This window comes from Streptomyces sp. NPDC039430 (assembly GCF_055639435.1).
This window is the reverse complement of the sequence record NZ_JBVKAK010000011.1, coordinates 58882-71025: the sequence shown is the minus strand read 5'-3', so window position 1 is coordinate 71025 and position 12144 is coordinate 58882. Positions and strand designations below refer to the sequence as shown.

The 12144-nt window shown below is 71.6% G+C and carries 13 protein-coding genes; 7 read left to right on the top strand and 6 right to left on the bottom strand.

Annotated features, from left to right (window positions below; translation table 11 throughout):
* Nucleotides 1-76 precede the first annotated feature (76 nt).
* On the bottom strand, nt 77-190 hold the full coding sequence (locus ACZ7LS_RS26020) for an LPFR motif small protein (RefSeq protein ID WP_275670243.1): 114 nt from the start codon (nt 188-190) through the stop codon (nt 77-79).
* Between the two features lie 223 nt (nt 191-413).
* Entirely contained in the window at nt 414-1277 is an 864-nt protein-coding gene (locus ACZ7LS_RS26015; protein ID WP_382527718.1) for an SCO6745 family protein, read from the bottom strand.
* 142 nt (nt 1278-1419) lie between these two features.
* Here ACZ7LS_RS26015 and ACZ7LS_RS26010 point away from each other — a divergent pair, with 142 nt between their 5' ends.
* Together ACZ7LS_RS26010 and ACZ7LS_RS26005 are read left to right on the top strand one after the other, a co-directional pair.
* A complete protein-coding gene (locus ACZ7LS_RS26010; RefSeq protein ID WP_382670799.1) occupies nt 1420-2400 on the top strand; it encodes a GlxA family transcriptional regulator in 981 nt (326 codons plus the stop codon).
* A gap of 58 nt (nt 2401-2458) precedes the next feature.
* Complete coding sequence (locus tag ACZ7LS_RS26005; RefSeq protein ID WP_382527712.1) at nt 2459-3094, top strand: DJ-1/PfpI family protein; 636 nt, start codon at nt 2459-2461, stop codon at nt 3092-3094.
* Here ACZ7LS_RS26005 and ACZ7LS_RS26000 read toward each other — a convergent pair.
* Nucleotides 3081-3860, bottom strand: coding sequence for an enoyl-CoA hydratase/isomerase family protein (locus tag ACZ7LS_RS26000; RefSeq protein ID WP_382527710.1), 780 nt, complete (start codon nt 3858-3860; stop codon nt 3081-3083). The genes ACZ7LS_RS26005 and ACZ7LS_RS26000 overlap by 14 nt on opposite strands.
* A gap of 219 nt (nt 3861-4079) precedes the next feature.
* Here ACZ7LS_RS26000 and ACZ7LS_RS25995 point away from each other — a divergent pair, with 219 nt between their 5' ends.
* On the top strand, nt 4080-4586 hold the full coding sequence (locus ACZ7LS_RS25995; RefSeq protein ID WP_382527707.1) for an ATP-binding protein: 507 nt from the start codon (nt 4080-4082) through the stop codon (nt 4584-4586).
* On the opposite strand, the gene idi is transcribed toward ACZ7LS_RS25995, so the two are convergent.
* The 3 genes from idi to galE form a co-directional block, all read right to left on the bottom strand.
* The gene (gene idi / locus ACZ7LS_RS25990; protein ID WP_382527704.1) at nt 4561-5154 is read right to left on the bottom strand and encodes an isopentenyl-diphosphate Delta-isomerase; all 594 of its coding nucleotides are present in this window, start codon (nt 5152-5154) and stop codon (nt 4561-4563) included. The genes ACZ7LS_RS25995 and idi overlap by 26 nt on opposite strands.
* Nucleotides 5155-5254: 100 nt before the next feature.
* Nucleotides 5255-6193 carry a cation diffusion facilitator family transporter gene (locus ACZ7LS_RS25985; RefSeq protein WP_382527701.1) on the bottom strand — a complete coding sequence of 313 codons (939 nt, stop codon included), beginning with the start codon at nt 6191-6193 and terminating at the stop codon, nt 5255-5257.
* A gap of 141 nt (nt 6194-6334) precedes the next feature.
* Nucleotides 6335-7318, bottom strand: a complete 984-nt coding sequence (galE, locus tag ACZ7LS_RS25980) for a UDP-glucose 4-epimerase GalE (protein WP_385134656.1) — start codon at nt 7316-7318, stop codon at nt 6335-6337.
* 358 nt (nt 7319-7676) lie between these two features.
* Between galE and ACZ7LS_RS25975 the strand changes: the two genes are divergently transcribed.
* Genes ACZ7LS_RS25975 through ACZ7LS_RS25960 form a run of 4 tightly spaced genes read left to right on the top strand, consistent with a single transcriptional unit; the run spans nt 7677 to nt 12139 of the window.
* Nucleotides 7677-9587: a DUF5941 domain-containing protein gene (locus tag ACZ7LS_RS25975; RefSeq protein ID WP_382970554.1), complete on the top strand. Its 1911-nt coding sequence runs from the start codon at nt 7677-7679 to the stop codon at nt 9585-9587.
* On the top strand, nt 9584-10333 hold the full coding sequence (locus tag ACZ7LS_RS25970; protein WP_382527696.1) for a phosphocholine cytidylyltransferase family protein: 750 nt from the start codon (nt 9584-9586) through the stop codon (nt 10331-10333). The genes ACZ7LS_RS25975 and ACZ7LS_RS25970 overlap by 4 nt, the downstream gene beginning before the upstream one ends.
* Nucleotides 10321-11382 carry an iron-containing alcohol dehydrogenase family protein gene (locus tag ACZ7LS_RS25965; RefSeq protein ID WP_382527693.1) on the top strand — a complete coding sequence of 354 codons (1062 nt, stop codon included), beginning with the start codon at nt 10321-10323 and terminating at the stop codon, nt 11380-11382. Before ACZ7LS_RS25970 ends, ACZ7LS_RS25965 begins: the two co-directional genes overlap by 13 nt.
* Nucleotides 11360-12139 carry a CDP-alcohol phosphatidyltransferase family protein gene (locus ACZ7LS_RS25960; protein ID WP_382527691.1) on the top strand — a complete coding sequence of 260 codons (780 nt, stop codon included), beginning with the start codon at nt 11360-11362 and terminating at the stop codon, nt 12137-12139. Before ACZ7LS_RS25965 ends, ACZ7LS_RS25960 begins: the two co-directional genes overlap by 23 nt.
* Nucleotides 12140-12144 lie beyond the last annotated feature (5 nt).

Here is a 12144-nt window from a genome sequence, read left to right as displayed (position 1 = left end):
CGGCAGCCCTCGGCCCGGTCCCGAAAGGAAGGGGGGACCGGGCCGGGGAACCGATCGGGCCCGTGGCGGGAGACCCTCATCCGTGTGCGGCGCCGCCGAAGAGACGGGCGAGCGCACGGAAGGGAAGCGTCACCACGGAAGCGATCGTGGAGCCGATGGCACGAAGGACATCGGCGATGGCACGGAACACGGGGGCCTCCTTCAGGTGGCTGTCGAGTCGTCGGCCGCGTCGGGCGCTTCGCGCATACGGCGTACGGGCCTCTGCCTGCGTACGGGGCACGCGCTGTGAGCACCCTCGAACGGGGTGAACCACGGCCTACCACCTGTCTAAGCGAGTGTCCGTTCGGGGCGCCGGTAAACACCGGCCGCCTGTTCCCGCCGCGGCGCGGCCCCCAGCGCTTTCCGATGAGGGACTAGCGCTTTCCGATGAGGTCCGGGGGAAACGCGCCGGCCGCCTGCGCCGCCGCCGCGAGAGCCCCGCCCAGCTCGGTGAGGCGGGCCACGCCCGCCGCCCCCAGATGTTCGTACGGCGCCCGGTCCAGCCGGTCGGTCTCGTGCTCCAGGGCCTTGCGCAGGTCCGTACCCGCCGCGGTCAGCTCACCGTCCGCGTCCAGCAGTCCCCGCCCGCGCAGCCGCTCCTCGGCCGCGTCCCACTCCTCCTGGCTCCAGCCCCGGCTGGCCAGGACCCACTTCTGTGACATGCCCCGGCCGCCGGCCGTATGGCTGGCGAGCGCCTCCAGCGGATCGAGCCCGGCGCTCAGCAGAGCGGCCAGATGACCGTCACCGCGGTACTCCCGCAGCAGTGTGGCCGCGTGCCAGTACGCCAGATGCGGCGCGTCGGGCACCGGCAGATCGGCGTTGGCGGCATACAGCGGACGCGCGGGACGCGTGCACGCCTCGGTGGCCCGCAGCGCCAGCTCCGCCGCCTCGGCCAGCTCCTTCGAGGCCAGGGCCTCCTCTCCCAGCAGCCGGCGCAGCAGCGAGTCGACCGCCCGCAGCCGCGCGTCGAGCGCGTCCCCGGGGGAGACGGAGTCCCAGGCGCGCGGGATGTGCCGGGCGACGAGGTCATGCCGGAAGTTGTAGAAGGCCGCGGTGACGGTCCCGGCGCCGACCCGCCCCAGGGGCGCGGCGCGGGCCACGAAGTAGGCGGCCCGCGCGTCGTCCAGACCGGCGCGCGCGAACTCGCGGCCCAGGTCGGGAGAGAAGTAGAGGACCGAGTGGAACGGATTGACAACGGCGTGACAGCGCCGCGCGGCACGCTCGGGCAGAGAGGTCATGTCCATACGTTACCGACTGGTCGGTACGCCTGGAAGGCGGGGGCCGGACGGGTGGCGGCCGGACGGGAGAGGGCCCGCGATGGCAGGAAGAGAGGGGCATTCGTCATTGCGGCCGTCACGCGGCGGACCAAGGATGAGGACCATGACCGAACGATCCGTACTCGTCGTCCTCTTCGACGAGGTGCAGAGCCTTGACGTGACCGGCCCCGTCGAGGTGTTCAACGGAGCCGGGCTCGCCACCGGCGACCGCGGCGCGTACCGGATCCGCACGGCCTCACTGGACGGCGCGCCCGTACGCACCTCCAGCGGGCTGACGCTCGTCCCCGACCTCGCGCTCACCGAGGCCCCCGACCCGCACACGCTGGTCGTGCCCGGCGGAAACGGCACGCGCCGCCCGGACCCGCGGCTGGTCGCCTGGCTGCGCGAGCGCGCCCCCGGCGCCGGGCGGCTCGTCTCGATCTGTACCGGGGCCCTGCTGCTCGCCGCGGCGGGCGTGCTCGACGGCCGCCGCGCCACCACCCATTGGAGCGCGGCCGGTCTGCTCGCCAGGCACTACCCCGCCGTCCAGGTCGACCCGGACCCGATCTTCGTACGGGACGGGCGGATCGCCACGTCCGCCGGTGTCACTTCGGGGATCGATCTCGCCCTCGCCCTCGTCGAGGAGGACCTCGGCCGCGAGGCGGCGCTCACGGTGGCCCGCCATCTCGTGGTCTTCCTGCGCCGCCCCGGCAATCAGGCGCAGTTCAGTGCCCAGCTCGCCGCTCAGACCGCCCAGCGCGAGCCGCTGCGCGACGTACAGAGCTGGATCAGCGACCACCCCGGCGGCGATCTCTCGGTCGAGGCACTGGCGGCGCGGGCCAGCCTCTCGCCGCGCCACTTCGCACGCGCCTTCCGTGCGGAGACCGGCATGACCCCGGGCCGCTATGTGGAGCGGGTACGGGTCGAACACGCCAGAAGGCTGCTGGAGGACAGCGCCGACGGCATCGAGGAGATCTCCCGTGTGTGCGGCTACGGCACGCCCGAGGCCATGCGCCGCGCCTTCATCCGGGTCCTCGGCACGGCGCCCGCCGACTACCGCCGCCGCTTCCGTCCGGGCCCGGCCCTCGCCCCCGCCGCCCATTGACCGGCTGACCGGCCACCCCGAGAAGCAGCTTCTCGGCGACCCCAGAGAAAGGCCCGTTATGAAGATCGCGATCGTCCTCTTCGAAGGCTTCACCGCGCTCGACGCCGTCGGCCCCTACCAGATGCTCTGTCACACCCCCGGCTTCGAGACGTTCTTCGTCGCCGAGAAGACCGGGCCCGTGGCCGACGACTCCGGGGCGCTCTCGCTCGTCGCCGCGAAGACGCTCGCCGAGGTCCCCGCGCCGGACGTCCTGGTGGTGCCCGGCGGGCCGGGCCAGGAGAGGCAGATGGAGAACGAGACGCTCCTCGGCTGGCTGCGCGCGGCCGACACCGCCACCACCTGGACCACCTCCGTCTGCACCGGCTCCCTGCTGCTCGCCGCCGCCGGGTTGCTGCGGGGACGCCGGGCCACGTCCCACTGGCTGGCCGTGGAGACCCTGCGTACGTACGGAGCCGAGCCCACCGGTGAACGGGTCGTCACCGACGGCAAATACATCACGGCCGCCGGTGTCTCCGCGGGGATCGACATGGGCCTCACCCTCGCGGGACGGCTCGCAGGCGACCGGTTCGCCCAGACTGTCCAGCTGCTGACGGAGTACGACCCGCAGCCGCCCTACGACGCGGGCTCGGCCGACAAGGCGCCCGCCGATCTGGTCGCGGAGATGCGGGACGGGAGCCGTTTCATCCTTCGGTGACGGGTTCGCCCGCGCCGGCGGATTCGTGAGTCCAGCCGAAGCGCGGCTCGCGGCGCTCCAGGAAAGCGGCGACCCCCTCCGCGGTGTCGCCGCTGCCGTGTGCCTGCGCCGTCCAGTACGCCGCGCGGTCCGTGCGGCCCGAGGCGAACTCCTTGGCCGCCGCCTGGGTCAGCCGCGACCGTGAGACCAGCACCCGCGCGAACTCCGCCACCCGCTTGCCCAACTCGCCCTCGGGCAGCACCTCGTCGACGAGTCCGGTGCGCAGCGCCCGTTCCGCCTCGATCAACTCGGCCGAAAACAGCAGGTATTTGGCCGTGGCAGGACCCACCAGTGAGATCAGCCGACGGGTGGACGACTCCGCGTAGACGATCCCGAGCCGCGCCGGAGTGACCCCGAACCGCGCCCCCTCCTCGGCGAACCGCAGATCGCAGGCCACGGCAAGCTGACAGCCGCCGCCCACGCAGTGGCCGCGTACGGCCGCGAGCGTCGGCTTGGGGAAGGCGGCCAGTGCCTCTTCCGCGGCCACCGACAGCGCCCGCGGATCCTGGCCGGGCTCGCGCAGCGAGGAGATGTCGGCGCCCGCGCAGAAGCTCGTGCCCTCACCGGTCAGTACCAGCACCTGTACGGCGGGGTCGTCCGCCAGCACCCCGAGCAGCGGTGGTAGCTCGCGCCACATCCGCGCGGTCATCGCGTTGCGCTTGGCGGGGTGGTGGATCACCACGGTCGCGATGCCGTCGGCGACGGTGTGCAGCAGTTGGGGCTCCATGCGCCGGATGCTATCCCCGCTCTCCATGGCACCGGCAACCGCTCCGAAATCGCCAGAAGGCGAGCAGAGATGATCGCATCTCTACTCATGTCGTTCCAATGCGGTCGCGACGCGCCAATTCCGGCTGACTTCTGTTCAGTACTCCGGTGCGGACGGTCCCGGTCCCAACACTCGGTACCGATGGACGACGCCGTTCGAGGCAAGGGTGGGTGCCGCACGATGGAGAGCCGCGGAAGTGTTCCGGTCCGGCCGCTGTCGTACGAGGGGGTCTGGCGGTTCACCGCACCCGCCGTCGACGTCTCCGTGCCTCAGGCCAGACACGCCGTACGTGACCTGCTGAGACGTCAGCGCGTACCGATCAGGGACGGGGTCGTCCAGGGGGTGCTGCTCATCGTCTCCGAGCTGGTCACCAACGCCGTACAGCACGCGGCCCTGCTCTCGCCGGAGATCGCCGTGGAGGTCGCCATCGGCGGGCCGTGGATCCGGGTGTCGGTCGAGGACAACCATCCCTACCGGCCCACGGCCCTGGAGACGGATCACGCCCGCACAGGCGGGCGCGGGCTGCTGCTCGTACAGGAGACCGCGCGGGAGGCCGGCGGGAACTGCGGCGTGGAACACACCGCCGGCGGCGGGAAGATCGTCTGGGCGGTGCTGCCCTTCCCGGCGCCGGCCGCGCCCGAGGAGCCGCCGCGGGGAAGTGTCACCAGCCCCCGGCAGGCCCGGTGAGCTCTCTGATGGCCGGGCGCGCCGCGTCCAGGACGGTCATGAACCACGCCGAGAACACCGCCTCGCCGTGCCGTGCCATCAGCTCCGCCGGGGTGACGAACACCGTCTCGCCGACCTCCTCGGGGTCCGGCCGAGGCGCGGACTGCGCGAGCCCGACGAAAAGATGGTTGTACTCCTGCTCGACCAGCCCCGAAGCCGGGTCGGGGTGGTTGTAGCGCACGGTCCCCGCCTCGGCGAGCAGCGAGGGCGAGATGCCCAGCTCCTCGTGGGTACGGCGGGCGGCGGCGGCGAACGGCGCCTCGCCCGGGTACGGATGCCCGCAGCAGGTGTTCGACCAGACACCGGGGGAGTGGTACTTGCCGAGCGCGCGGCGCTGGATCAGCAGCCGGCCCCGCTCGTCGAAGAGGAAGACCGAGAACGCCCGGTGCAGTCTGCCCGGCGCCTGATGGGCGGAGAGCTTCTCGGCGGTGCCGATGGTGTTGCCGTGTTCGTCGACCAGCTCCAGCATGATCGTTTCTTGTGAGTCGTTCGACGTGCTGTTCGCCGCAGTGACTGGTGTGGTCGGCATAACCATCCTTCGCATCGGGCCTCGGGGCCCAAGTCTGCCGCACAAAAGCCCCGTGCCCGCACTTCGGGGGCGTGGGCATGTCCGTTCGCCCCCGGAGGTGTCAGTGACAGAGCTTCGCCTCGTGCTCCGCGTGACCGCGGGGCTCCAGCTGGAAGGTGCAGTGCTCGACGTCGAAGTGATGTCCCAGGCATCCCTGCAGGTCATGGAGTATCTTCTCGTGGCCCACCGCGTCCAGCGCGTCCTGGTCCACCACCACATGCGCGGAGAGCACCGGCATCCCGGAAGTGATCGTCCAGACATGGAGATCGTGTACGTCCGCCACTCCCGGCAAGGCGAGCATGTGTGCGCGTACCTCATTCATGTCCACGTTCTTGGGCGCCGCTTCCAGCAGGACGTTCAGCGTCTCCCGCAGCAGCTTCACCGTGCGCGGAACGATCATGAGTCCGATCAGCAGACCCGCGATCGGGTCGGCCGTCTGCCAGCCCGTGGTCAGGATGACCACGGCCGAGACCAGCACCGCGAGCGACCCCAGGGTGTCCGCCAGGACCTCCAGATACGCGCCGCGCACATTGAGGCTCTCCTTCTGCCCCCGCATCAGCAGCGAGAGGGAGACCATGTTGGCGGCCATGCCCACCAGGGCGAAGATGATCGTGAGGCCGCCCTTGGTCTCGGGCGGCACGATGAAGCGCTCGATCGCCTCGTACAGCAGGAAGCCGCCGACCCCGAGCAGCAGCAGACAGTTGGCCAGCGCGGCGAGGATCTCCGCCCGCGCGAAACCGAAGGTGCGCGTCTCGTCGGCGGGCCGGGCCGCGAAGTGGATGGCGAGCAGCGCCATCCCGAGGCCCACGGCGTCCGTCGCCATGTGTGCCGCGTCCGCGAACAGGGCCAGGGAGTCGGAGGCGATACCGCCGATGATCTCCACCACCATCACGGACAGGGTGATCGACAGAGCGATCCGCAGCCGGCCCCGGTACGCGGCGGTCGCGGTGCCCGCCGGTGGTCCTCCGTGCGTGTGCCCGTGGTTGTGTCCTGCCCCCATGAAGACGCCTCCCAGCCGTCCGGCGAAACTCCCGACGAGGTCAGTGAACTACGGGTGGGGGGTATCCGGCAACACGGCACTGAACACCGTTGTCATATGCTCTGACCTGCGGAAATGACCGCAGGTCAGAGCGCGGCACGGTCACCCGACCGAGGCAGCGGGACGGTGCAGTCGCCAGCCCTGCCAGGCCGACTCGACCATCTCGCGCACATCGCGGCTCGCCGTCCAGCCCAGCTCGTCGGCGATCAGCCCGACCGCCGCGACGGCCCGCGCCGCGTCGCCTGGCCGGCGCGCCTCGGTCACCGGCTCCGTACGGTCACCGGTGACCTCCGCCACCAGATCGGCCAGTTCCCGGACCGAGACCCCTTCGCCGCGGCCGATGTTCACCGTGAGATCCCGGGGGCCCTCCTGGCCGGCCAGCCACCGGGCCGCCGCGAGGTGCGCCTCGGCGAGATCGGCGACATGGATGTAATCCCGGATGCAGGTGCCGTCCGGCGTCGGATAGTCCGCGCCGAAGATCCGCGGCGCCTCGCCCCGGCTGATCCGGTCGAAGAACATCGGGATGATGTTGAACACTCCGGTGTCCGCGAGCTCGGGCCGCGCGGCGCCCGCCACGTTGAAGTAGCGCAGACAGCCGGTGGCGATGGAGTGGGCCCGCCCGGTCGCCCGCACCAGCCACTCGCCCGCGAGCTTCGTCTCACCGTACGGGTTGATCGGCACGGTGGGCGTCCGCTCCGTGATCAACTCCACATCCGGCACGCCGTACACGGCCGCCGAGGAGGAGAAGAGGAACCGCCGCACCCGCGCCGCCACCACGGCCTCCAGCAGCACCGTGAGCCCGTGCAGATTCTCCCGGTAGTACGTCAGCGGCTGCTCGACGGACTCCCCGACCTGCTTCTTCGCCGCCAGATGCACGACTCCGGTGATCCCGTGCCCGGCGAGCGTACGGTCGACGAGCCCCCGGTCCAGCACGGAGCCCCGCACGAGCGGGATCTGTGCGGGCAGCCGGTCGGCGACGCCGGTCGACAGATTGTCGAGCACGACCACCCGCTCACCCGCCGCGGTCATGGACCGCGCCACGTGCGCCCCGATATATCCCGCTCCACCTGTGATCAGCCACGTCATGCCGTCACCCTAGGGCCTGTCCTCAAAGCAGTGCCGTTCGCCCGCCGGGCAGGCGGGACTTTGCAGGCAGGCGGGACTTTGCAGACAGGCCCTGGACGCAACGCTCCGACGCACCCGCTCAGGTCGTGTTCACGTCATGGCCCCGCCCCCGGCACCCACGGTTTGTCGGGCGGGCCGCCGATCGACGATGATGATCTCCACGCGGGCTGTATCCGGCCCAGATCATGGCGACCGGGGCGTAAACGGCCGGTGAACTAGGTCTTCCGTTCATCCGATAGCCTCTGCCGACGTGCCGCAGCCCGAATCCCGGGGCGTTCGCCGCGCACCCAGCCCTGTCAGCGCCAAGGAGTGAGTTCGTCTGTCGACCGCCATCCTCACCGGTCCCCCGGTACCCGGATCGTCGCTCGAAGGCGATCTGCGGTCGCTGGGTTTCGACGTACGTACCGCGCCGGGCGCGGAAGAGGCCCGGGGCCTGCTGGCCGCCGCCCCCGCGACCGAGCGGGTCGCCCTGGTCGACTCCCGTTTCGTCGGCCATGTCCACGCCCTGCGGCTGGCCCTGACCGATCCCCGCTTCCCGGCCGCCGCCGTGCCCGGCGCGCTGACCGCCCAGCCCGGCGCCCGTGCCGCGCTGCTGCGCGCCATGACGTCCCTGGACGGGGGCGAGGCCGGCGCCCAGCCGCTCGGCGGCGCGGCGGAGCCCCAGCGGGCGGCCACCACCGCCGTGGCTCCGTGTGAACCGCTCGCCGACCGGGTCGCCACCGCCCTCGACGCCGGGGGCACCACCGTCACCCGCCCCGAACTCGGCTCGCTCGTCGCCGCCGTACCGGCCGACGCCGCCGCCCGGGAGCGGGCCGAGGCCGCCGTCGCCGCGGTGGACGACGAGGCCGTCCGGCTGCGCTCCGCCGTGAAGGCCCGCGACGGCTTCTTCACCACGTTCTGCATCAGCCCGTACTCCCGCTACCTCGCCCGCTGGTGTGCCCGCCGCGGCCTGACCCCCAACCAGGTCACCACCGCGTCGCTGATCACCGCGCTGATCGCGGCGGCCTGCGCGGCCACCGGCACCCGGGGCGGCTATGTCGCCGCCGGCGTGCTGCTGCTCTTCTCCTTCGTCCTGGACTGCACCGACGGGCAGCTCGCCCGCTACTCGCTCCAGTACTCCACGATGGGCGCCTGGCTGGACGCGACGTTCGACCGCGCCAAGGAGTACGCCTACTACGCGGGTCTGGCGCTCGGTGCCGCGCGGAGCGGTGACGACGTATGGGCGCTCGCCCTCGGCGCGATGGTCCTCCAGACCTGCCGCCATGTCGTCGACTTCTCCTTCAACGAGGCGAACGTCGACGCGACGGCCGCGAGCAGCGGGGGCAAGGCCGTCGTGGGCACCCCCACCGCCGCCCTGTCCAGCAGGCTCGACAGCGTCGGCTGGACGGTCTGGGTACGCCGGATGATCGTGCTGCCGATCGGCGAGCGCTGGGCGATGATCGCCGTCCTGACGGCCGTCACCACGCCCCGGATCGTCTTCTACGCGCTGCTCATCGGCTGCGCCTTCGCCGCCTGCTACACCACGGCCGGCCGGGTCCTGCGCTCGGTGACCCGCAGGGCCACCCGTACCGACCGGGCCGCCGGAGCCCTCGCGGACCTCGCCGACTCGGGACCGCTCGCCGAACTCGTCGCACGGGTGCTGCGACGCCCGGCCCGCGCGCTGCCCGGTGTGCTGCCGTTCCTGATCGCGCTGGCCGGTGGCGCCGTGGTCGTCGCCACGGCGGCGTTCGCGCCGCTGAAGAGCCCCTCGCCGGGCTACGCGGCCTTCGACCCGGTGCTCATCCTCGGTGCCCTGGTGTACGTCCTGACCTCGGGCATCGCCGTCGCCCGCCGGATGGGCGGCGCCCTCGACTGGCTCATCCCCCCGGTCTTCCGGGCGGCCGAGTACACCACCGTCCTGGTCCTCGCCGCCCGCGCCGACGCGCCAGGCGCGCTGCCCGCGGCCTTCGGGCTGGTGGCGGCGGTCGCCTACCATCACTACGACACGGTGTACCGCATCCGCGGCGGCGCCGGCGCCCCGCCCCGCCGCCTCGTGCGGGCACTCGGCGGGCACGAGGGCCGCACCCTGCTGGTCATCCTGGCCGCCGCCTTCTCCACGCGCGCGTTCGACTTCCCGCTGGAACTGACGGTGCTCGCCGCCGCCGTGGCGCTGGTCGCGCTCACGGAGTCCATCCGGTTCTGGATGTCCTCCGGAGCCCCCGCCGTACATGACGAAGGAGAAGCCGCATGATCGGCCTCGTACTCGCCGCCGGTGCCGGAAGGCGTCTGCGCCCCTACACCGACACGCTGCCGAAGGCGCTCGTGCCGGTGGACCCGGCGGGGGAGGGGACCACCACGGTCCTCGACCTGACGCTCGGCAACTTCGCCGAGGTCGGCCTCACCGAGGCCGCGATCGTCGTCGGCTACCGCAAGGAGGCCGTGTACGAACGCAAGGCCGCCCTGGAGAGGACGTACGGGCTGAAGCTCACGCTCGTCGACAACGACAAGGCCGAGGAGTGGAACAACGCCTACTCCCTCTGGTGCGCGCGTGACGTACTGGCACGGGGCGTGATCCTCGCCAACGGCGACACCGTGCACCCGGTCTCCGTCGAGAAGACCCTCCTCGCGGCCCGCGGTGGCGACCGCAGGATCATCCTCGCCCTCGACACGGTCAAGCGGCTGGCCGACGAGGAGATGAAGGTCATCACGGACGGTGCCAAGGGCGTACGCCGGATCACCAAGCTGATGGACCCGGCCACCGCCACCGGCGAGTACATCGGGGTCACGCTGATCGAGCCCGAGGCCGCCGCGGATCTCGCCGACGCCCTCAGGACCACCTTCGAGCGCGACCCCGACCTCTACTACGAGGACGGCTACCAGGAGCTGGTGAACCGGGGCTTCACCCTCGACGTGGCGCCCATCGGCGACATCCCCTGGGTCGAGATCGACAACCACGACGACCTGGCGAAGGGCCGTGAGATCGCGTGCCAGTACTGACCCGGCTCATTCCGTCCCCGGTCGTCGTGGACATCAGGCCCGGCGCACTGGACGATCTCGCCGGCCTCCTGGCCGACCAGCGGATCTCCAGCGCGGGCCGGCTCGCCGTGGCCATAAGCGGCGGCTCGGGACAGCTGCTGCGCGAGCGGCTCGCACCGGACCTGCCGGGCGCGGACTGGTTCTCCGTCGAGGACGGCACGATCGACTCGGCGGTCAGGCTCGCGGACGGCATCAAGGGCAAGCGGTACGACGCCGTGGTCGGCGTCGGAGGCGGCAAGATCATCGATGTGACGAAGTACGCGGCGGCACGGGTGGGCCTGCCGATGGTGGCGGTCGCCACCAACCTCTCGCACGACGGCCTGTGTTCACCGGTCGCGACGCTCGACAACGACAACGGCCGCGGCTCGTACGGCGTCCCCACCCCCATCGCCGTCGTCATCGATCTCGACGTGATCAGGGACGCGCCGGTCCGCTTCGTGCGCTCCGGCATCGGCGACGCCCTCTCGAACCTCTCGGCCATCGCGGACTGGGAGCTGTCGCACCGGATCAACGGCGAGCAGGTGGACGGACTGGCCGCCGCGATGGCCCGTACGGCGGGTGAGGCCGTGCTGCGCCACCCCGGCGGGGCCGGCGACGACGAGTTCCTGACCGTCCTGGCGGAGGCGCTGGTACTCACCGGTATCGCCATGTCGATCAGCGGGGACACCCGCCCCTCGTCCGGCGCCTGTCACGAGATCAGCCACGCCTTCGACCTGCTCTACCCCAAGCGCGCCGCGCTCCACGGCGAACAGGTCGGCATCGGCGCCGCCTTCGCCATGCATCTGCGCGGCGCCCATGAGGAGTCACATCTGTTCACCGAGGTCCTGCACCGGCACGGGCTGCCCGTGCTGCCCGAGGAGATCGGCTTCACCGTGGAGGAGTTCGTGCGGGCCGTCGCCTACGCGCCGCAGACCCGTCCGGGCCGCTTCACCATCCTCGAACACCTCGACCTGTCCACCGACCAGATCAGGGACGCGTACGCCGACTATGCCAAGACCATCAGTAGCTGAACTCCGCCCGGTCGTACACCCAGCGGGTGTCAAGGACCGGCGCAGCGGTGAGCACTGGGCCGGGCGCCTGTACATGCGGGAGATCTCGCTGCGCGTCGACCGGTACCTGGTGAACACGCGGGTCACGCCCAACCAGCTGACGTACGTGATGACCGTCGCCGGCGCCCTCGCCGCCCCCGCCCTCCTGGTGCCGGGGATCACGGGCGCGGTGCTCGGTGTGCTGGCGGTCCAGCTCTATCTGCTGCTGGACTGCGTCGACGGCGAGATCGCGCGCTGGAAGAAGCAGTACTCGATGACCGGGGTGTATCTGGACCGGGTCGCCGCCTATCTGTGCGACGCCGCCGTTCTGCTCGGCTTCGGGCTGCGCGGCGCCGACCTGTGGGGCACCGGACGGATCGACTGGCTGTGGGCCTTCCTCGGTACGCTCGCCGCCCTCGGCGCGATCATGGTCAAGGCCGAGACCGACCTGGTCGGCGTCGCCCGTCATCAGCAGGGGCTGGCTCCGGTCAAGGAGACGGCCTCCGAGCCGCGCTCGTCCGGTATGGCGCTGGCCCGCAGGGCCGCCGGGGCGCTGAAGTTCCACCGGCTCATCCTCGGGATCGAGGCGTCCCTGCTGATCCTCCTCCTGGCGATCCTGGACTCGGTCAGGGGCGATCTGTTCTTCAGCCGCCTCGGGATCGCGGTCCTGGCCGGGATCGCCGTCGTCCAGACCGTGCTGCACCTGGTCTCCATCCTGGCGTCCAGCAGGCTGAGGTGAGCGAC